Annotated in this window: 19 protein-coding genes; 14 read left to right on the top strand and 5 right to left on the bottom strand. The window is 69.4% G+C overall.

The window, feature by feature from the left end:
* Positions 1-45 precede the first annotated feature (45 nt).
* The 7 genes from AB7I40_RS12870 to AB7I40_RS12840 all read left to right on the top strand — a co-directional run bounded on the left by AB7I40_RS12870 (position 46) and on the right by AB7I40_RS12840 (position 7918).
* Positions 46-1287, top strand: coding sequence for a transcriptional regulator (locus tag AB7I40_RS12870; protein WP_428344802.1), 1242 nt, complete (start codon positions 46-48; stop codon positions 1285-1287).
* Between the two features lie 119 nt (positions 1288-1406).
* Entirely contained in the window at positions 1407-2681 is a 1275-nt protein-coding gene (locus tag AB7I40_RS12865) for a hypothetical protein (protein ID WP_428344801.1), read from the top strand.
* A 155-nt stretch (positions 2682-2836) separates the two neighbouring features.
* Positions 2837-3262, top strand: a complete 426-nt coding sequence (locus AB7I40_RS12860; protein WP_428344800.1) for a hypothetical protein — start codon at positions 2837-2839, stop codon at positions 3260-3262.
* Positions 3263-3434: 172 nt separating this feature from the next.
* The gene (locus tag AB7I40_RS12855; RefSeq protein ID WP_428344799.1) at positions 3435-3902 is read left to right on the top strand and encodes a (2Fe-2S)-binding protein; all 468 of its coding nucleotides are present in this window, start codon (positions 3435-3437) and stop codon (positions 3900-3902) included.
* Entirely contained in the window at positions 3899-6349 is a 2451-nt protein-coding gene (locus AB7I40_RS12850; RefSeq protein ID WP_428344798.1) for a xanthine dehydrogenase family protein molybdopterin-binding subunit, read from the top strand. The genes AB7I40_RS12855 and AB7I40_RS12850 overlap by 4 nt, the downstream gene beginning before the upstream one ends.
* Positions 6346-7200, top strand: a complete 855-nt coding sequence (locus AB7I40_RS12845) for an FAD binding domain-containing protein (RefSeq protein WP_428344797.1) — start codon at positions 6346-6348, stop codon at positions 7198-7200. Before AB7I40_RS12850 ends, AB7I40_RS12845 begins: the two co-directional genes overlap by 4 nt.
* A 4-nt stretch (positions 7201-7204) precedes the next feature.
* On the top strand, positions 7205-7918 hold the full coding sequence (locus AB7I40_RS12840) for an SRPBCC family protein (protein ID WP_428344796.1): 714 nt from the start codon (positions 7205-7207) through the stop codon (positions 7916-7918).
* Positions 7919-7975: 57 nt separating this feature from the next.
* On the opposite strand, the gene AB7I40_RS12835 is transcribed toward AB7I40_RS12840, so the two are convergent.
* Positions 7976-8602 (bottom strand): alpha-ketoglutarate-dependent dioxygenase AlkB, encoded by a 627-nt coding sequence (locus AB7I40_RS12835; protein ID WP_428344795.1) that lies wholly within the window; start codon positions 8600-8602, stop codon positions 7976-7978.
* 143 nt (positions 8603-8745) lie between these two features.
* Between AB7I40_RS12835 and AB7I40_RS12830 the strand changes: the two genes are divergently transcribed.
* From AB7I40_RS12830 to AB7I40_RS12820, 3 genes are all read left to right on the top strand, one after another.
* The gene (locus AB7I40_RS12830) at positions 8746-9495 is read left to right on the top strand and encodes an ABC transporter ATP-binding protein (RefSeq protein ID WP_428344794.1); all 750 of its coding nucleotides are present in this window, start codon (positions 8746-8748) and stop codon (positions 9493-9495) included.
* Positions 9496-9500: 5 nt separating this feature from the next.
* Entirely contained in the window at positions 9501-12044 is a 2544-nt protein-coding gene (locus AB7I40_RS12825) for an ABC transporter permease (protein ID WP_428344793.1), read from the top strand.
* 73 nt (positions 12045-12117) lie between these two features.
* Complete coding sequence (locus AB7I40_RS12820; protein WP_428344792.1) at positions 12118-12849, top strand: GntR family transcriptional regulator; 732 nt, start codon at positions 12118-12120, stop codon at positions 12847-12849.
* A 9-nt stretch (positions 12850-12858) separates the two neighbouring features.
* Here the strand turns inward: AB7I40_RS12820 and AB7I40_RS12815 are convergent, their stop codons facing one another.
* A complete protein-coding gene (locus tag AB7I40_RS12815; protein WP_428344791.1) occupies positions 12859-13701 on the bottom strand; it encodes a DUF6597 domain-containing transcriptional factor in 843 nt (280 codons plus the stop codon).
* 54 nt (positions 13702-13755) lie between these two features.
* On the opposite strand from AB7I40_RS12815, the gene AB7I40_RS12810 reads away from it, so the two are divergent.
* Positions 13756-14130: a VOC family protein gene (locus tag AB7I40_RS12810; protein ID WP_428344790.1), complete on the top strand. Its 375-nt coding sequence runs from the start codon at positions 13756-13758 to the stop codon at positions 14128-14130.
* Here AB7I40_RS12810 and AB7I40_RS12805 read toward each other — a convergent pair.
* On the bottom strand, positions 14127-14468 hold the full coding sequence (locus AB7I40_RS12805) for a hypothetical protein (protein ID WP_428344789.1): 342 nt from the start codon (positions 14466-14468) through the stop codon (positions 14127-14129). The two genes, AB7I40_RS12810 and AB7I40_RS12805, sit on opposite strands and share 4 nt — an antisense overlap.
* A 49-nt stretch (positions 14469-14517) precedes the next feature.
* On the opposite strand from AB7I40_RS12805, the gene AB7I40_RS12800 reads away from it, so the two are divergent.
* Both AB7I40_RS12800 and AB7I40_RS12795 read left to right on the top strand, forming a co-directional pair.
* On the top strand, positions 14518-15210 hold the full coding sequence (locus AB7I40_RS12800; protein WP_428344788.1) for a copper homeostasis protein CutC: 693 nt from the start codon (positions 14518-14520) through the stop codon (positions 15208-15210).
* Positions 15207-16370: a DUF4031 domain-containing protein gene (locus tag AB7I40_RS12795; protein ID WP_428344787.1), complete on the top strand. Its 1164-nt coding sequence runs from the start codon at positions 15207-15209 to the stop codon at positions 16368-16370. Before AB7I40_RS12800 ends, AB7I40_RS12795 begins: the two co-directional genes overlap by 4 nt.
* Here the strand turns inward: AB7I40_RS12795 and AB7I40_RS12790 are convergent.
* Both AB7I40_RS12790 and AB7I40_RS12785 read right to left on the bottom strand, forming a co-directional pair.
* On the bottom strand, positions 16351-16941 hold the full coding sequence (locus AB7I40_RS12790; protein ID WP_428344786.1) for an HD domain-containing protein: 591 nt from the start codon (positions 16939-16941) through the stop codon (positions 16351-16353). The two genes, AB7I40_RS12795 and AB7I40_RS12790, sit on opposite strands and share 20 nt — an antisense overlap.
* Positions 16938-18965 carry a HelD family protein gene (locus tag AB7I40_RS12785; RefSeq protein ID WP_428344785.1) on the bottom strand — a complete coding sequence of 676 codons (2028 nt, stop codon included), beginning with the start codon at positions 18963-18965 and terminating at the stop codon, positions 16938-16940. Before AB7I40_RS12785 ends, AB7I40_RS12790 begins: the two co-directional genes overlap by 4 nt.
* A 136-nt stretch (positions 18966-19101) precedes the next feature.
* On the opposite strand from AB7I40_RS12785, the gene AB7I40_RS12780 reads away from it, so the two are divergent.
* Positions 19102-19593: a hypothetical protein gene (locus AB7I40_RS12780; protein WP_428344784.1), complete on the top strand. Its 492-nt coding sequence runs from the start codon at positions 19102-19104 to the stop codon at positions 19591-19593.
* Positions 19594-19731 lie beyond the last annotated feature (138 nt).

Here is a 19731-nt window from a genome sequence, read left to right as displayed (position 1 = left end):
CCACCTCTCGGCTAACGTGGCGAACGTCACGCCACAGGAGGGTTGATGCACGTCAACCGCAGGGATCTGCAGCACCGTCGACTGGCTGCCACGCGCGCCTGGTCGTCGTTCGTCGAGCGTGGTGACGAGGCCGAGGACCTGGTCCGCCCCGAGATCCTGAGCAGCTGGGCACGCTCGGAGGCAGCGCTGGCCCGTGAGGTGACCGAGGCGCCCCTCGCCGACGAGTCCGACACCCGGGCCATCTGGCACGGCTCGCAGCTGCAGACCGCCGTGGAACGCGTCGAGGCCGAACTGCGCCGTACCGCCGAGGACGGCGACCTGGTGCTGGCCGTCACCGACCCCGAGACCCGGATCCTGTGGACGTACGGCGGGCGCGTGATGCGCCGCAAGGCCGAGACCGTCAACTTCGTGGCCGGTGGTCGGTGGGACGACGAGAGCGTCGGCACCAACGCCCTCGACCTGGCCAACCGCCTCGACACCCCGAGCATGGTGTTCAGTGCCGAGCACTACGCACCGATCGTGCACAACTGGGTCTGCTGGGCTGCGCCGGTGCACGACCCGGCCACCGGTGAGCAGCTGGGCGTCCTCGACCTGTCGACGACCTGGGACCGCACCCACCCGATCGGGCTGGCCACGGCCCGCGTGCTGGCCCGCCTGATCGAGACGGCGATGCCGATCTCCACCTCGGGCCTGGTCACCGGCAGCATCGACAGCGGCGAGCCGGGGCTCAGCCTGACTTTGCTGGGCACTGCCGAAGCCCGACTCGACGGCGTACGCCTGCTCCTCAACCGGCGCCAGACCGAGATCCTGGCGCTGTTGGCGATCCACCCCGAGGGGCTGTCGGTCGACCACCTGCACGCGTTGTTGTACGGCGATGCCTCGGTGACCCTGTCCACGTTGAAGGCGGAGGTCTCGCACCTGCGTCGTGCCCTGTCGGGCCAGCTGGCTTCTCGCCCCTATCGGCTCACGATGCCGGTGCAGACCGATGTCGAGACGGTGCTCGACCTCCTTCGTCGCGGCGAGGTCGTCGCCGCGGTCGACGCCTACGGTGGCGATCTGTTGCCGGGCACCAACTCACCAGCGCTGACCGAGCTGGCCGACTACGTCGCCGTCGCGGTCCGTGAGGCGCTCCTGGCCAACCCCGACCCGTCCGCGGTGGTGCACTACAGCGAGCTCGCGCCGTACGACGTCGAGGTGCTCGAGGTGTGCCTGCTTGCCCTGGGGGAGCGTGCGCACCCCGCCAAGCCGTTGCTGAAGGGCCGGCTCGCCGCGACCAGTCGATCCTGACTTTTGCACAGGTTCCCCGTTTGGTCGTTGACTAGTTCTGTCATCTCTCCCTAGGTTTCTGCATGTAGATCACATAATAAACATGCAGATTCGGGGGAAAAATGAAGATAGTCACGGTTGTGGGTGCACCCGTGCTTGCCGGAGCGGTGTTGGCCTCGGCGCTCGTGGCCGCGGGTCCACAGGAGGCGGCCGCAGGTCTGGATCACGCGGTGTCCTGTCCGACGGGAAGCGGGGTCTCCGGACAGGTGGGGGGCGTTGCTGCGGCGGCCAGGGTCGACCTGTACGCCGAGCCGAAGCCGGAGCCGTCCAGCATGAAGGTGGGCGACGCGTCCTACCTCACGCACCTCGGCTCGAGCCAGGTCACGACGGGTGGCTGCTACGCCATCGGGTGGCCGTCGGCGGCGACGCTGCGCCGTGCCGCCGACGACTATGGCGTGCTCAACCTGCGCTTGGTCGTGCAGCGTGGGCAGCGTCTGCAGATGCGGGTGTTCCCGGGCTTCCTGTCCCGGACGCAGCGGGGTTTCGTGATGAGGAGCGAGTCGGGAACGGCGCTGGGTCTCGGATTGGATCGGCCGATCGCAGTCGGTCCGGCGTCGGTGTCAGGTGGGTTGACTGAATCCTTCACCAGCACGGAGTCGGAGCCCGCGCGCCTGGCCGGTGCCACCAGTCTGCGTGGTCGACCGGCGCCGGTCACGGTGAGCCGCTCCGATCTCGCAAACCTTCCCCGGGCGCTCGCCGAGCAGGCACCGAGCGGTGTGCGTTACCTGCTCGAGCGCAGGTTCCGTGACCGGCCAGCCGCCGTCGGTCAATACTGGAGCAACACCAAGCGAGCCAGGGAGCGCTACGTCTACTCGGGCGGGGCGACCTCGAGCCTGGGAGCCGGGTGGTCCGTCAGCGGGGCCAACGGCTCCTACAGTGCCAGCCAGACCTGGACGACTTCGACGGACAACTCGATGGGCTTCCCCGTGGCCAGGGGCAAGGCACATCGCATCTACCGGACCTACTTCTCCTACGGCAAGTTCGCCTATCAGGTCTATGACTATCTCTCGGGCAGGTGGTACACCGCCGGTCACATGGTCCGCCGGATCCGGTGGGAGGGAGGCCAAGGCTCCCTGGCCGGCCCGTCAACGCCTACGTCGTCGGCGGGCTTCTGCAAGCCGTTCAAGAAGGGCGGCTACTGGAACTCCGGAACCACGCATGCGGTGACTTGGTCGAACGGTGTGGACCTCACGGCGGGCATGAAGGGGGTGTTGGGCAGCCTCTCGCTCTCGTCGAGCAGTGGCTTCAGTCGCTTGGCGCATAACCACGTGACCTTTGTTGGAAAGGCTCGGCTGTGCGGTTGGCACGGTCGGCTGACGGGTCGTCCTGGCGCCTTGATCGCTCGACGTTCGTGAACTGGGACCGGTGGACGGCTCTCGTGTTGGCAGCCTTGCTCATCCTCGCCGGATGCTCGTCAGCTGAATCGTCTGTCTCCACTGCATTGGTCACCTTGGGTGACGATCCCGCAACCATGTGCATGGCTACCTCCGGCACTGCGGCAGGAATGACCGTGAGCATCGAAGGTGTCCGCAATCGCAGTGACAAGCCGGTGACAGTCCTGACGGCCGAGCTCACCAGGGCGGTGCAAGTCCAGGTGCTCGGTATCAACGCGCTGCGGCAGGACTCCTCGACGCCATTCGGCGGATTCGGACAGTGGTACGGGTATCCGCCGAGGGGACTGCCGAAGGCGTGGCGGGCCGCCTGGAAACGCAGCGAGCCTGCCGAAGGCTCGGTGATTCCACCGCAAAGCGGCCGGGACGAATTCACCGGGTTCGTCATTGGCTACGCGGCAGTCCGCGGCTCGGCCGGGCCGCTTCGGATCACGTATGAAGATGGCGACGGGCGTCATGGTTCCGTCGAGATGTCAACGATCCTGGTCACCAGCCCGCATTGCCACGGACCTTTCCCGGGCTACCGGGGCTTCGGCAAGGAGTGAGCATCGGGATGGTCCCTCGCTGGGCGGCGATGGTGTTGGGGGCGCTGCTGAGGAGTCCGGACTGACATGGGTGTTCCCACCACACGCCGGCCAACCTTTCGCCAACCTCGCCGGCCTAGCGTGAGCCAGGTCACAGGTTCAGCCGTCGTTTGCATGCCCTCCAGGAGCGTTCATGACCAAGATCCAACTCACCGTCGACGGGGCCACGGTCTCCGACGAAGTCGAACCCCGGATGCTCCTCGTGCAGTACCTGCGCGAGAAGCTCGGAAAGACCGGCACCGTCATCGGGTGCGACACCAGCAACTGCGGTGCCTGCACCGTCCACCTCGATGGCAGGAGCGTGAAGTCCTGCAACGTCCTGGCCGTCCAGGCTGACGGACACGAGGTCACCACCATCGAGGGCCTCGCCCAGGACGGCGAGCTGCACCCCGTGCAGGCCGCCTTCCACGAGTGCCACGCCCTGCAGTGCGGCTTCTGTACGCCGGGCATGATCATGCAGTGCGTCGACCTGCTCAACGAGAACCCGAACCCGACCGAGGCTGAGATCCGGGTCGGCATCGAGGGCAACCTGTGCCGCTGCACCGGCTACCACAACATCGTGAAGGCCGTGGAGCACGCTGCCGCAGGAGGTGCCAAGTGACTGCCGTCCAGGAGCCGAAGGTCGCCACCGAGATCGGCCGCGACCGGCGCCGCAAGGAGGACCAGCGGCTGATCACCGGTCGCACGCGCTGGACCGACAACATCACGCTGCCCGGGATGCTCCACCTGGCCATGGTGCGCAGCCCGTTCGCGCACGCGAAGATCACGGCCATCAACGTCGACGACGCCAAGGCCTCCACCAACGTGGTCACCGTCATCACCGGTCGTGATGTGGCCGAGGAGCAGGGTTCGCTGCCCAACGCCTGGCCGATCACGCCCGACCAGGTCACCCCGGCGCACCCGCCGGTGGCCGTCGACCGGGTGACCTTCGCCGGTGAGATCGTCGCCGTCGTGGTGGCCCGCACCGCGGCCGAGGCCCGCGACGCAGCCGAGCTCGTCGATGTCGACTACGAGGAGCTGCCGGCCGCGCTCGACCTCAAGGAGTCCGCGGAGGACAAGATCCTGGCCCACCCCGACCTGGGCACCAACAAGTCGGCGCTGTGGCAGTTCGACTCCGGGGCCGCCGGCACCGGGGGCGACGTCAACGCAGCCATCGAGAAGGCCCGTGGGGACGGTGTGGTGATCGAACGCGAGTTCCGTCAGCAGCGCCTCATCCCGGCGTTCATGGAACCCCGTTCAGTGGTCGTCGACCCGACCGGCGAGCAGATCACGATGTGGTCGGCCACCCAGATCCCGCACATCCTGCGCTTCCTGCTGGCCGCTGTCCTGGGCATCCCCGAGCAGAAGATCCGGGTGATCGCGCCCGACGTCGGCGGTGGCTTCGGTGGCAAGCTGCAGACCACGCCCGAGGAGTTCATCGCCATGGTGCTGGCCCGTCGGCTGGGCAAGCCCGTGAAGTACACCGAGACCCGCTCGGAGTCCTTGATGGCAGCCCACCACGGTCGCGACCAGTGGCAGAAGCTCACCCTGTCGGCCGAGAGGGACGGCACGGTGACCGGTCTCAAGGTCGAACTGCTGGCGGACCTGGGCTCCTACGTGTCCCTGGTCGGCGGCGGTGTCCCGGTCCTGGGTGCGTTCATGTTCAACTCGATCTACAAGTTCCCCGCCTACCACTTCAGCTGCCAGACGGTCCTGACCAACAAGACCTGGACCGACGCCTACCGCGGCGCCGGCCGGCCCGAGGCCACCTTCGGCATCGAGCGGATGATGGACGAGCTCGCCGTCGAGCTCGACATGGAACCGTTGGAGCTGCGCGCGAAGAACTGGATCACCAACACCGAGTTCCCCTTCACCACGGTCGCCGGGCTCGAGTACGACTCCGGCAACTACGAGGAGGCCACGGCGCTCGCCAAGGAGCACTTCGGGTACGACGAGCTGCGGGCCGAGCAGAAGGCCCGTCGTGAATCGGGTGACCCGATCCAGCTGGGCATCGGCATCTCGACGTTCACCGAGATGTGTGGCCTGGCCCCGTCGCGGGTGCTGGGCTCGCTGGACTACGGCGCTGGCGGGTGGGAGCACGCCGAGGTCCGGATGCTGCCCACCGGCAAGGTCGAGGTCGTGACCGGTGCCTCCGCCCACGGTCAGGGACACGAGACGGCGTTCAGCCAGATCGTCGCCGACCGGCTCGGGGTCTCCTTCGATGACATCGAGGTCCTGCACGGTGACACGCAGGTGGCACCCAAGGGCCTGGACACCTACGGCTCGCGGTCGCTCGTGGTCGGGGGTGAGGCTCTGGTCAAGGCCGTCGACAAGGTGATCGAGAAGGCCAAGCCGATCGCGGCCCACCTGCTCGAGGCCTCGGTCGACGACATCGAGTTCACCGCCGGCCGACTCAGTGTCCGAGGCACCGACAAGGGCATGGCCATCGGAGAGGTGGCGTTGGCGACCTTCGCAGCCCACAACCTCCCCGACGGCGTGGAGGCGTCGCTGGACTCCGCGGCGACGTACGACCCGATCAACTTCAACTACCCGCACGGCACGCACCTGTGCGCCATGGAGGTCGACACCGAGACCGGTGCGGTCAAGATGCGCAAATACACCTGTGTCGACGACATCGGCAACATCATCAACCCGCTGATCGTCTCCGGTCAGGTGCACGGCGGCCTGTTGCAGGGCATCGCCCAGGCGCTGTGGGAGGAAGCCGTCTACGACAGTGCCGGGACGCTTGTCTCCGGTTCGTTCGTGGACTACCTGGTGCCGACGGCGGCCGACACCATCAGCTTCGACATCGACCACCGCAGCACCGCGTCGCTCACCAACACGCTCGGGACGAAGGGCGTGGGGGAGGCCGGGACGATCGCCTCGACCCCCGCAGTCGTCAACGCCGTGCTGGACGCCGTTCGCCAGTTCGGGGTGAAGGACATCACGATGCCGTGCACGCCGGAACGGGTCTGGAAGGCGATCCACGGGGCTGGGGCAGGTGGTGCGGATCCGACCACCGGTGAGGCCATGCCGCACTTCGACGAGTCCGAAGGAGGGGTCCAGTGATCCCCGCACAGTTCGACTACGTCGCTCCGGCGTCGGTGGAGGAGGCGCTCGCCGTCCTCGCCGAGCACGGCGACGACGCCAAGGTGATCGCCGGTGGGCAGAGCCTGCTGCCGGTGCTCAGGATGCGGCTCAACGCCCCCGAGATGGTGGTGGACCTCGGCAAGATCGACGCCCTGCGCGGCATCCGCGACGACGGTGACGCCATCGTCATCGGGGCCATGACCATCCATGCCGAGGTCGGCAGCAGCGACCTGGTGGCGGAGCACGCGGCGCTGATCAGCAAGGCGGTTGAGCACCTGGCCGACAACCAGATCCGCCACCGCGGCACCTTCGGTGGCGCCCTGGCCCACGCCGATCCCGCGGGCGACCTCGGGGCGCCGGCGCTGGCCCTGGGGGCGGAGTTCGTGATCGCCGGGCAGGGCGGCACGCGCACGGTCTCGGCTGACGAGTTCTTCGTCGACCTGTTCGAGACTGCCATCGGGGAGGGCGAACTGCTCACCGAGATCCGGATCCCGAAGCACACCGGCTGGGGTGCGCACTACGAGAAGTTCGTGCGCGTCGCCCACCAGTGGCCGATCGTGGCGGTCGCCGCGACGGTCCGATCCGAGGGCGGCACCATCGCCGAAGCCCGGATCGGCCTCACGAACATGGGGTCCACCCCGCTGCGGGCAGCCGTGGTCGAGCGCGCCCTCATCGGAGCACCGGCGACCGACGAGGCCGTGCGCGCGGCCGCCGCGGCCGCCGCCGACGGCACGAACCCGCCCTCGGACCTCAACGGCGACGGCGACTACCGCAAGCACCTGGCCACGGTGCTGACCCGTCGCGCCGTGCTCGCGGCTGCGGGAGTGTGAGCCCGTGGAACTGACCCACGAGTTCACCGTCCCGGCCTCGCTCGACGAGACCTGGGCAGCCTTCAACGACATCGAATCGGTAGGCGGGTGCTTTCCCGGTGCCGTGGTGACGTTGGTGGAGGGCGACACCTTCCAGGGCACGTGCAAGGTCAAGCTGGGTCCGATCGCGCTGGTCTACTCCGGCACGGGCACGTTCATCGAGAAGGATGAGTCGTCCCACACGATGAAGATCCAGGCCAAGGGCAAGGACAAGCGTGGCAACGGCACCGCCGGTGCCGACGTCGTGGCCACCATGGTGGACTCCGGCGACGGCACCACGGTGAAGGTGGTGACCGACCTGGCCATCACCGGGAAGCCGGCGCAGTTCGGCCGCGGGGTCATGCAGGACGTGAGCGACAAGCTGCTCGGGCAGTTCGTCGAGTGCCTGAAGACCCGGGTCGGCACCTCGGTGGAGGAGACCGCGGATGCGGCTGCAGCCGAGGCTGCGGCGCAGGCCGAGGCCGCCGCCCCGGCGACCGAGGCGGCCCCGGCGCCCGCGGCTGCACCACCGGCGTCCGCGCCGCGGCCGGTCGCGGCTGCACCGTCGCCCCACGACGATGCCCTCGATCTGGGTGCCACCGTGATCCCGATCCTGATCAAGAGCTATGGCAAGCAGATCGTTGCGGGCCTCGGCGTCCTCGCCGTGCTCGTCGTGCTGTGGAGGTTGATCCGCCGCTGATCGCGAGTTGCAGGGCCCGGTCAGTCCGCTGGCCGGGTCCTGTGCGGTCTGCGGTGCTCAGAACACGTTGAGCGGACGGAACTGCACCGAGATCCGCGGACCCGCGCGTGCGGTCTTGGGCACCGCGTGCTCCCAGGTGCGCTGGCAGGAGCCGCCCATGACCAGCAGGTCACCGTGTCCCATGGTGAAGGCCACGGAGGGACCGCCTCCGCGGGGCCGCAGCAACAGCCGCCGCGGGTCGCCGAACGACACGATCGCGACCATGGTGTCCTCGGTCTGTCCGCGTCCGATCGTGTCGCCGTGCCAGGCGACGCTGTCGCGCCCGTCGCGGTAGTAGCAGCACCCTGCGGTCACGAACGGCTCGCCCAGCGTCGGTCGGTAGTGGCCCGAGAGCGCGTCGCGGGCTGACGCAAGGCACGGGTGGGGCAGCGGGTCGGCGGCGGCGTAGGTGTGCACAAGTCGGGGTACGTCGACCACGCGGTCGTACATCTCCCGGCGCTCGGCCCGCCAGGGCACCTCGCTGACCAGGGCCGTGAACACCTCGTCCGCGCCCGTGAGCCAGTTGGGCCGGACGTCGACCCAGGCGCCGCGCGCCAGCGGCGTACGTCGGATTGCGCCCCCCAGTGGCCTGATGGTCACGGCGGGTGCAGTGTCGAACAGGTTGCCCTGGATCTCCACGGTCACCGGGGCAGACTACCACAGGTTCGAACACCTGTTCGAACCAAACAGGCGGCGTGGTCGCGAGGGGCGTGGCACCGAGGCGACTCGGGGTCGGCTCAGGGAGAACCCGGTAGCCGATCCCAGGCGTGGGCGGGCAAAGTTGTGCCATGACCACCATGACAACCGCTGGCCCGGCTGCCCGCGTCGAACACCTCACGAAGTCCTACGGCACCGGCGAAGCGCGCGTCACGGCGCTCGACGACGTCACCCTCGCGATCGCCGAGGGCGAGTTCACGGCCGTCATGGGACCCAGCGGGTCGGGCAAGTCGACCCTGATGCACTGTTGCGCAGCTCTCGACACGGCCGACAGCGGTGCGGTCTTCATCGGCGAGCAGAACCTCGTCGGGATGAAGGACAAGGCGCTCACGCAGTTGCGCCGTGACGCGATCGGTTTCGTCTTCCAGTCCTTCAACCTGGTCCCGACCCTGACGGCTCGGGAGAACATCCTGTTGCCGCTGTCGATCGCCGGCCGCAAGCCGGACCCCGCGTGGTTCGACAGCGTCATCGCGACCGTTGACCTGGCAGACCGACTGCACCACAAGCCCAATGAGCTCTCCGGGGGACAGCAGCAGCGGGTGGCGGTGGCCAGGGCGCTGGTGAGCCGCCCGCGCATCGTCTTCGCCGACGAGCCCACCGGCAACCTCGACAGCCACAGTGGCGCCGAGGTGCTCGGCCTCCTGCGCAGCAGCGTGAAGGACCACGGTCAGACCATCGTCATGGTCACCCACGACCCGGTGGCGGCCGCCTACACCGACCGTGTGGTGTTCCTGGCCGACGGTCGCGTCGTCCACGAGCTGCGTGACCCCACGCGGGACCAGATCCTCGAGACCATGGCCGCGATGACGGCGAGGGGCTGAACGGCATGCTCAAGGTCACGTGGCGCAACCTGATCGCTCGCAAGGTCAGACTGTTGCTCTCCGGACTCGCGATCGTCATCGGAGTGGCGTTCGTGGCCGGCTCGTTCATCTTCACCGACTCTCTCGGCGGCGCCTTCGACGACATCATCGAAGGCTCGACCGCTGATGTGGAGATCGCCCCGGCCGGGGCCAACGACTTCGACTCCGTGCAGGACTCCCGCACCATTCCCGCCTCGGTCGTGGCGGATCTGGAGAAGCTGCCCGAGGTCGGCTCGGTGCACCCCCAGAACGGCCTGCAGAGCGTCTTCGTGATCGGTGAGGACGGCAAGGTGGTGGGTGGCAACGGGCCGCCCGGACTTGCGTTCAACCCGAGTGGCGCCACCTCGCTGACCGGCAACCCGATCCTCGAGGTGGTGAAGGGCGAGCTGCCCTCGGCGCCGTACCAGATCGCCCTCGACGTCGACACGGCCGACAAGGCCGGCTACAGCGTCGGCGACACGGTCAAGCTGGTGACGCCCGGCAAGCCGCCGACGATGGAGACCACGCTGACCGGCCTGGTGGAGTTCGGCAACGGCAGCGGCCTCAACGGAGCCACGCTCACGCTGTTCGAGCGGAAGTTCATGCAGGACCAGTTCTTCGGCGGCAAGGACGTCTACTCCACGATCTCCCTCAACGCCGCTGACGGGGTCAGTCAGCAGGAGCTGCGCGACGCGGCCCAGGCGGTGCTGCCGAAGGGGGTCGAGGCCCGCACCGGCGACGAGTACGTGAAGACCAACCAGGACGCCCTCGACGAGATCCTCGGCTTCATCCAGACCTTCCTGCTGGTGTTCGCCGGAGTCTCCCTGGTGGTCGGCGTCTTCATGATCATCAACACCTTCTCGATCCTGGTCGCGCAACGCAGCCGGGAGCTGGCCCTGTTGCGCACCCTGGGCGCCTCGAAACGCCAGGTGACGGTGTCGGTGGTGCTGGAGGCGCTGGTGGTCGGGATCGTCGGTTCCACCATCGGGTTGGGCGTGGGCTACCTGTTGGCGCGCGGACTCGCGGCGATCTTCGGCCTGCTGGGCCTCGACCTCGGCAACGCCGACTACCCGATCACCGTGCCCACCGTGCTGTGGTCCTACGTGGTGGGGATCGTGGTCACCGTGATCGCGGCCTACCTGCCGGCCCGCCGGGCCTCCGCGATCGCCCCGATCCAGGCGCTGCGCGACGACGGCACCCTGCCCGAGACCGCGCTGCGGCGCCGCCTCATCGTCGGTGGAGTGCTGGTGCTGCTCGGGCTCGGCAGCCTGACGGCCGGTTTCGCTGGCGACGGCACGCTCGGCCTGAGTCTGATCGGCCTCGGCATGTTGCTGGTCCTCGTGGGAGTGGCACTGATGAGTCCGATCGCGGCGGTCCCGGTCATCAGTGCCTTCTCCGCTCCCTACCGGGTGTTCGGGACGGTCGGCCAGCTGGCCACCCAGAACTCGATGCGCAACCCGCGGCGTACGGCGGCCACGGCCAGTGCCCTGATGGTCGGTCTGGCGCTGGTCGCGATGATCTCGATCCTCGGTCGCTCGGCCTCGGAGTCGACGGAGGCTGCGCTCCAGGAGAACCTGACCTCGCAGTTCATCGTCTCCAACGTGGTGCAGCAGCCGTTCTCCACCGACGTGGCCACCGAGATCCGCAAGATCGACGGGGTGGCCGCCGTGGCGAGCCTTCGCTCGGCGTTCGTCGAGCTGGACGGTGACCGGGTGACCGTCGGAGCCATCGACCCGGCCGTGTTCTCGCAGGCGCTGGCTCTGCCCTTGATCTCGGGGTCGCTCGCGGACCTGAAGTCGGGCACCGTCATCGTCGCCAAGACCCGCGCCGACAGCCTCGGTCTGAAGGTGGGGGACAGCACGACCCTGAAGATGCAGGGTGGCAGCGTCCCGTTGACGGTGGCCGGAGTCCTGGCCACCACCGCGGTCGTACCCGCGGAGGCACTGGTCACGTTCGACACGCTCACCAAGGGCGGCATCGCACCCTTGGACTCCCTGGTCCTGGTGACCAAGGACCCGGGGGCCGACACGGCCACGGTGCGCGACGAGATCGAGGCGGTCACCCGGGACCTGCCAACCGTCACGGTGAAGGATCCCGAAGGGCTCGCCGCCGAGCAGCAGGGCCAGATCAACACGTTCCTCAACCTGATCTACGGGCTGCTGGCCCTCTCCGTCGTGATCGCCATCCTCGGCGTGATCAACACCTTGAGCCTCTCGGTGATCGAGCGCACCCGGGAGATCGGGCTGCTGCGAGCCATCGGCATGAGCCGGCGTCAGCTGCGCCGGATGATCCGGTTGGAGTCGGTGGTGGTGGCCGTCTTCGGTGCCCTGCTCGGCATGGTGCTGGGGCTGGCATTCGGTGCCGGACTCATCTACGCCCTGCGCGACCAGGGGCTGACCGAGTTGTCGATCCCGTGGTTCCGGCTGGCGATCTTCGTGGTCGCGGCCGGCCTGGTCGGTGTGCTCGCGGCCTACATCCCGGCTCGACGAGCCGCCAAGCTCGACGTGCTCAAGGCGATCGCCACGGAGTAGGGCGGGGTCCACGGGCTGGCCAAATTGTCCGTATTCTGCAGACGGGGTCGCTCTGCGTCCCTACAATCGAGGGATGACCGAGGTCGTGTCGAGCAAGGAGTCGCGCACCCTCCCCACCCTGAAACACATCCAGGTGCGGGAGTATGTCCGGGCGCTTGTCGACGGCTGCGAGCCCGGATCCTCGGCCCCGTCAGAGCGGGAGTTGGTGCAGCGGTTCGGGGTGGCCAGGATGACGGTCCGTCAGGCCATGGACGCTCTGGTGGGTGAGGGCCTGCTGGTCCGGATACCGGGTCGTGGCACCTTCGTGGCCCAGCCCCGGAGTCAGCCCGGCAAGCTCCTGAGCTTCTCCGAGGAGATGACCCAACGTGGATTGCTGCCGGAGTCGCAGACCCTGATCGCGCGCCGCGAGAAGGCCGGACCGGGCGTGGCCCGGGCTCTGAGCCTGACCGAGGGCGACCCCGTCATCCACTGGAAGCGACTGCGGCGTGCGGACGGCGTCCCGGCCTGTGTCGAGGACGCCTACCTCAACGAGGTCCTGCTGCCCGGCTTCCTGCAGAGTGGGATGCCGACCAGCCTGTACGCCGATCTCGAGAGCCGTGGCCTGCGTCCGACCTGGGCGGAGGATTCGGTCTCCGCGGACCTGGCCGGTGTGGATGAGGCGAGCCATCTCGAGGTCGATCCCGGCTCCGCAGTGCTCCGGGTCGCCCGTCGCGCCCTCGTCGACGACCGACCCATCGAGGTTTCTCGCGCCGTGTACCGTGCCGATCGCTACACCCTGTGGGTGCAGTTCGACGGGACCCTCTGAGCACTCCGGTCAGGCGCGGGCCTGGTAGGAGCCGGGAGGCACCCCGATGAGTCGGGTGAACTCGCGGGTGAAGTGAGCCTGGTCGAACCACCCGTAACGTGTAGCCAGGTCGGCCAGGGAGCCGTCGTACCCCTCGTCGAGCTCGGTGACGGCGTCGTGGATGCGATAGCGCGCGAGCACCCACTTCGGGCTCACCCCGACGTAGTGGGCGAACAGCCGCTGCAGCCGGCGTGCGGAGACTCCGAAGTGATCCTCCAGCTGGGCCACCCTGACCAGCGATCGGTCCGCGAGCATCGCACCGATGACCTGGAGCACGAACTGGTAGTCGTCCTCGGGAACGCCGTCCTGCGGGGCGAGGAGGGCCTCGACCCGGCTCCGGCAGGCGTCCAGGTCGAGCGCAGGTCCGAGCGCCTCGAGTGCCTCGCTCCTCGCTGCACCGACGACTCCGGTCGCTGGCACCGTGGCGTCGCGCAGGGCCCGGGCGCTGATGCCGGTCAGGCTGGTGAGGCCCCCGGGGCGGAACTTGACCCCGAACACCCAGCCCTCCCCGGCCACCCGCACGTCGAAGCGTCGGGTCACCACACCCGTCACCACGACGTGCTCGGGGCCGACGCCGTCGCGCCGGTGACCTCGCTCGACGCTGAGGTTGCAAGCAGGGTGCGGCAGGGTCGAGCTCAGGTGGGATGTGCCGGGAGGGAGGTGCCACCTCAGCAACCAGTAGTTGTCCACCCACGGCGACAGGTGGGCGGCACAGTCTGCCCGTTCGAGCTGGACGTGGCGCGCGAACTCCTCAGGACGCAGCACCCCGGCACCGGTCGTGGTGGCCTCCGACGTGTTTCTCCAAGCGTCCACTCAGCCCATCGTAGGAGGCTGGGGGGACACCACCACCCATCAGAGGAGCATTCGATGACTACCCCCGCCGCTCGCCTTGCCATGGTCACCCTGGACTGCGCCGACCCCGAGGAGAGCGCGAGGTTCTGGTCGGGCCTGCTGGGCTGGGAGATCGCCCACGCCGAGCGCGACTACGCCATGCTCACCGGCCCCGACCACGCGCTGGGATTCGGTCGTGTGGAGGACTACGTGCCGCCCGCCTGGCCCAACGAGCACGGCAGCAAGCAGTTCCACTTCGACCTGGCCGTCGCTGACCTCGACGAGGCCGAACGTCGCGCGGTGGAGCTCGGAGCGACCCGCCCCGAGGATCAGCCCGGAGAGACCTGGCGCGTGCTGCTCGACCCCGCCGGCCACCCGTTCTGCCTGACCGACGCTGCGAACTGGGGCTAGAGCGAGCCGAGCGGCGCGACGGTGGCGCCGGACTCCTCGCACACCCAGACCGGGTCGGGCCCGCCGAGCTCTGGATGGATGTAGATCGCGTGGGGCTCGTCGCTGTCGCAGGCCGAGCACAACGGCCAGCGGCCCACGCGCTCCAACAGGGCGTCCTGGATGTCCTGGGCGACGAGCCCGGCGACGTACGTGCCCCCTTCGGGCCACTGCTCGACCCACCAGCGGCGGGTGGTGACAGCCTCCTCGAGGAGCGAGACCACCTCGGCATCGGCGACCCGGGTGGTCTGCAGGTCGCGCAGCACCAGAGCGCGCGCGACGTACACCGCTGAGTCGTCCACAGGTTCATCCTGCCGCTAGCGGCCAAACGCCCGCCGTAGAGTTCACCTCATGACCGTGTCGGCAGGGGTTCAGCTCGAGGTCACGGTGCTGCACCTCCGCGACGTGGCAGGCGCTGTCGAGGGCGGTGCCGACCGGCTGTTCCTGACAGCCGGCGGGCTGTCGCCGGCACCCGCCGACGTCAGCGCAGCCGTGCGGGAGTCCGACCTGCCGCTGCGAGTGATGTTGCGCCTCTCGGAGCACCGCACCACCAACGGGGGTGAGTTCTCCCGCCTCGTCGCGTTGGCCGAGGAGTACGTCGCACTCGGCGCCGAAGGCGTCAGCTTCGGGTTCCTCGACTCCGACCTCAGGATCGATGTCGGCACGTGCCGGGCCCTGGCCCAGGCGCTCCCCGGTGTGCCGTGGACCCTCAGTCGCGCCATCGACGACACGTTGGAACCGGCCCGATCGTGGCGTCAGTTGGCCGGCCTGCCGGGGCTGGACGCCGTCCATTCGGCGGGCTCGCCGCGCGGTCTCGACGGTGGGTACGACGACCTGCTCGCCCTGGCTGAGGCCGATCCGGCGATCGCCGCCCTGCTGGTGCCGTCCGGGGGACTGCGTGCCGAGATGGTCCCGTGGTTCGTGCGCGCCGGCGTGACCCGGTTCCACGTCGAGGAGCAGGTCCGCCCCGGTGCCAGCGACAAGGCCTACGTCGACGCCGGCCACGTCCGGTCCTGGCGGCTGCTGCTCGACGCCGACACATGATCCTCATCGATCCGCCCAACGCGTCCGGTCACGGTCGGCTCTGGTCCCACCTGGCCAGCGACACCTCCTATGACGAGCTCCACGTCTTCGCCCGGGTGATCGGCGTGCCGGAGCGCGGGTTTGACCGTGACCACTACGACGTGCCCGCCGAGTGGTACGAGCGGGTGGTCGAGGCCGGAGCCACCCCGGTCTCGTCCCGGGAGCTGATCGTGAGGATCCAGGCCGCCGGACTGCGGCGGCGCAAGAGCCAGTCACTGCGTCCTCGGCTGCCGGGCCGTCCGTTGGTGCGGCCGGCGGTGCTCAGCCCGGGCGACGTCGTGGCCGTGGTCGCGCCAGCCGGGCCGGCCCACCCCGAGCGGGTGGCGGCAGGAGCGGCGATCCTGCGGGGCTGGGGGCTCGAGGTGCGGGTCGTGGCCGCCGACGGCGACGCCGAGTTCGGGTGGCTGGACGCACCCGACGACGACCGCGCGAGGGCTCTGACCCGGGCCTGGCTGGACCCCGCGGTGGCCGCCCTGTGGTGCACCCGGGGCGGGTTCGGCTCACATCGCGTCCTCGACCTCCTCGACTGGGGCGCGATGGCGGCGGCCAGCCCCAAGCTGCTGGTCGGCTTCTCCGACATCACCGCCCTGCACCAGGCCTTCGCCTCACGCTTGGGCGTGTCGACGGTGCACGGTCCGGGCGTGGCCGGACTGCCGGAGAGCGACCCGGCGACGCGGGACGCGGTCCGGTCGGTCGTCTTCGACGGGGTCACCGGCCCGATCCGCGGGACCACGGTGGTCGCCGGTGTCGCCGAGGGCACCCTGGTGGGCGGCAACCTCACCGTCCTGGCCAGCTCGTCCGGCGGACCGCTCGTGCAGCCGGCGACGGACTCGATCGCGATCCTCGAGGACGTCGGGGAGGCGCCCTACCGCCTGGACCGGTCCCTGACCCAGCTGCTGCGCTCGGGCTGGTTCGAGGGGGTCCGCGGGATCGTCCTGGGCCAGTTCACCCACTGCGGGGATCCCAACGTGGTCACCGACCTGCTGCGCACCCGACTGACCCCCCTGGGCGTTCCGATCCTGGGTGATGCCCCGATCGGTCACGACCAGTCCAACATCGCCGTCCCGCTCGGTGTCCGAGCCCGCCTGGAGGACGGTCAGCTCACCGTCGCAGCTCGCTGAGCTCGCGCTCGACGTTCGCCCGGGCCGGCGCCTCCCAGTGCTCGCGGGCATGGGCGGTGTGGAACAGGGCGGGCTTGGTCAGCAGGTCGGCCAGGATCGCCGACCGGCCGCTCGCGAAATCCGCGTCGCTGACGTGGGCGTACTCCGCGCGCACACTGGCCACGTAGGCGGCATAGCGCTCCGGTGGTGCCGCCAGGATCGCGAGGTCGGCGTCGCTCAGAGCGCCGCCGTTGACGTCATCGTCGGCCGGTCGGTGGTGCTCGGTCAGCAGCACCAGCCTGACCACCTCCTCGACGCCCGGGTGATCGGCCAGCGCCGTGGCTGCCCACTGGGCGGATCGTTCCTCCGCACCAGGCTGCCCGTCGTACACGGCGTCGTGGAACCAGGCCGCCAGCAGCACCGGCTCCCGGTCGAATGCCGTGGTCGGGGCCAGCTCGACGAGCCGGTCGAACACCTCGCACAGGTGGACGGTGTCGTGATAGCCACGGGAGCCGTCGGCATAGGCCGCCTCCAGTGCTACCCGCACGTCCTCGTGATCGGCGAGCGGCCACCACAGCGACAGCGAGGTCATGCGACCAGTCTGGCACCGAGTTCCTCGGGAAGGGGCCGATCGTGCAGGATCACCAGCGAACTCACAGCACGGGTCAGGCAGACATACAGCCGGCGCAGTCCGGTCACCCGATCGGGTTCCCCGGCCACGATCGCAGCGGGCTCGACGAGGACGACGTGGTCGTACTCGAGGCCCTTCGCCAGCGAGGCCGGCACGACGTCGAGGTGAGCGTCGAACTCGCTCGTGCCGTCATCCGCTGAGCCGACCAGCGCGACCTGGAGCCCGACGAGGTCGGCCAGGACCGTGCTGATCATGGCGTCGGGCACGATCAACCCGATCGAGCCCTCGCGCATGGCGATCGCGTCGAGGCGAGCGCGCAGGTCCCGCAGCGGCGCGAACCCGAGTTCGCCGCGGGTACGGCGCACCGACGTCGGCGGCTCCAGATCAGCGGCGATGTGGGGCAGCAACCCGGCGGCGTACTCGATGACCTCGCCGGGCACCCGGAAGCCCCGGGTCAGCTGCTCCACGTGCGCGCCCGGCTTGCCCAGGTGGACGAGCGCGTCGGTCCAGGACCGACTTCCCCACGGCGTCGTGGCCTGGGCGAGGTCGCCCAGCACCGTCATCGACCCGGTCGAGCAGCGGCGGCCGAGGGCGCGCAGCATCATCGCGGACAGGTCCTGGGCCTCGTCGAGCACGATGTGGGCCAGGGAGCCGGTGCGCTCCACCAGGTCGGTGGCCTCGTCGATCAGGACGGCCTCGGCCAATGTCCATCGGGTGGTGCCCGGCGAGCGCGCGGGGCGCGACCACAGCAACTGCGACTGCTCCTCGGCTCCGAGGACCCCCTCGGCGGCCTCGGCGAGGAACGCCGCGTCGGACAGCAGCCGGTGCACGAGCTTCGCCGGCTCGACCTCAGGCCACAGCGCCTTGGCGTAGGCCCTGACCGGCGCGCTGCGCGCGACTGCGTTCTGCACCCGGTCGTCAGGGGAGTCCCCGGCGTTCTCCATCTTCACCAGGATCCGGTGGGCGAGGGCCTGCGGCAGCATCGCCCGCGCGGCGCCGTACCTCACTCCGCGGGTGCGCAACTCGGCGACGATGTCCTCGGCCTCGTAGGCCGCGACCCGCCAGCGACTCGAACCGCGAGGCACGACCAGGCCCTCGCTGGGCAGCCGGAGCTGGGACCACAGCGCACGTTCCAGCACCTCGGCCAGGCGTGCGTCGCCCTTCAGGATGGCGATCTGTGCCGGCTCCTCGGCCCGGACCGCGGTCGCCTTGCCCACGAGGGCTTCGATGGTGGTCTGGCTGGCGTCGATCTCGCCCAGGGCGGGGAGTACGTCGGCGATGTAACGCAGGAAGCTCGCGTTGGGGCCAACCACCAGCACGCCTTGTCGCGACAGTTGCTCGCGGTGGGCGTAGAGCAGGTAGGCCGCCCGGTGCAGTCCCACCGCGGTCTTGCCCGTCCCCGGGGCCCCCTGGACGCAGATGGTGTCGCTGAGGGCTGCGCGGACGATGACGTCCTGCTCCGGCTGGATGGTGGCCACGATGTCGCGCATCGGTCCGACCCGGGGGCGTTCGATCTCTGCCTCGAGCAGCTCGGAGAAGTCGTCCTCGATGTTGGCGGTGAGGTCCTCGTCCTCGTAGGCGGTGAGGACACCTGCCTGGAAGCCGAAACGTCGGCGCCGGGTGATGCCCAGGGGCTCGGTGCGACTGGCGCGGTAGAACGGCAGGCTCACCGGCGCCCGCCAGTCGATCACCATGGGGTCGCCGTCCGGGTCGGAGATGTGTCGGCGACCGATGTGGAAGGCCTCTGCGTCGCCGTAGGTGATCCGTCCGAAGAACAGCGGGATCGTGGGGTCGTCTGCCAGTTGCTGCATCCGCAGGGCGAAGGTCGACTCGAGATAGGCCCGACTCACCCAGTCGCCGGCGGCCGCCGAGTCGAGGGCGGCGGTCCGTTCCCGCATTCGGGTGAGTTGCCGGCGGGCCTCGGCCAGGTGCTGTCGTTCCTGCTGGAGATCGGGATGGAGGTCAGGTTGCGTGGGAGTAGGCACGCGGGAGCTCCTCCTGTCGGGAGGTGGGGAAGTGGAAGCCGATCGACCTTACGCGTGCGGTCGCAGCCTGTCACCGGCTTTTCCGCTGAGGGTGAACGGGGTTGTGTTCGTAATCCTGTAAGTGTGTAATCAGAGTATGAGTGAAATTGATGAATGGTTCGCCGGACGGCTCCCTGAGGAGTGGTTCGACGGTGCAGCGCAGATCACGGTCGACCGCGAGGAGATCCTCGTCGTCGGCACCCTCCCCGACCAGCCCGAGGCCCCTGCCTCGGCGGCCGAGGCCGACGGTCGGATCCAGCGGTTCCGTGAGGAGACCCGCAGGCCCCGCATGACCATCGCCGACGAGGCCGAGGCCCGGTTCGGGCGCAAGGTCGCGTGGGGAGCGAGCCTGGGGGAGCAGTCCTACGTGTTCACCTCGATGGCGATCCCGGTGATGACCAGGCTTCGTCAGCCGGAGCGGCTGGTGCTCGACACCCTCGTCGAGGCCGGGGTGGCCCGCTCGCGTTCGGAGGCGCTGTCGTGGTGCGTGAAGCTCGTGGGCCGCAACGAGGAGGACTGGATCAAGCAGCTCCGCGATGCCCTGGACGTGGTCGCCACCGCGCGCGGCGAAGGCCCCACCTCCCGATAGTCCAGGACGTTCGGCACCGCGACACGCCGTACGGCGGGTGCCGAACGTTCGGGACTATCGGGGAAGAGGCGGGAGCTCCTGAGTATGCGGGCGGACGTGTGGGTGACCTCGATGCGTGATGATCGCAGTGGGTCGCCG

Source organism: Nocardioides sp. (genome assembly GCF_050246775.1).
GTDB lineage: Bacteria > Actinomycetota > Actinomycetes > Propionibacteriales > Nocardioidaceae > Nocardioides.
Note: the sequence above shows the minus strand (reverse complement) of the source record. Positions and strands in the feature narration are given on the sequence as shown.

Coding starts and splice junctions, on each gene's coding strand:
- AB7I40_RS12870 (WP_428344802.1), top strand. CDS start 46: ATGCACGTCAACCGCAGGGATCTGCAGCACCGTCGACTGGCTGCCACG.
- AB7I40_RS12855 (WP_428344799.1), top strand. CDS start 3,435: ATGACCAAGATCCAACTCACCGTCGACGGGGCCACGGTCTCCGACGAA.
- AB7I40_RS12830 (WP_428344794.1), top strand. CDS start 8,746: ATGACCACCATGACAACCGCTGGCCCGGCTGCCCGCGTCGAACACCTC.
- AB7I40_RS12825 (WP_428344793.1), top strand. CDS start 9,501: ATGCTCAAGGTCACGTGGCGCAACCTGATCGCTCGCAAGGTCAGACTG.
- AB7I40_RS12820 (WP_428344792.1), top strand. CDS start 12,118: ATGACCGAGGTCGTGTCGAGCAAGGAGTCGCGCACCCTCCCCACCCTG.
- AB7I40_RS12810 (WP_428344790.1), top strand. CDS start 13,756: ATGACTACCCCCGCCGCTCGCCTTGCCATGGTCACCCTGGACTGCGCC.
- AB7I40_RS12800 (WP_428344788.1), top strand. CDS start 14,518: ATGACCGTGTCGGCAGGGGTTCAGCTCGAGGTCACGGTGCTGCACCTC.
- AB7I40_RS12795 (WP_428344787.1), top strand. CDS start 15,207: ATGATCCTCATCGATCCGCCCAACGCGTCCGGTCACGGTCGGCTCTGG.
- AB7I40_RS12790 (WP_428344786.1), bottom strand. CDS start 16,941: ATGACCTCGCTGTCGCTGTGGTGGCCGCTCGCCGATCACGAGGACGTG.
- AB7I40_RS12780 (WP_428344784.1), top strand. CDS start 19,102: ATGAGTGAAATTGATGAATGGTTCGCCGGACGGCTCCCTGAGGAGTGG.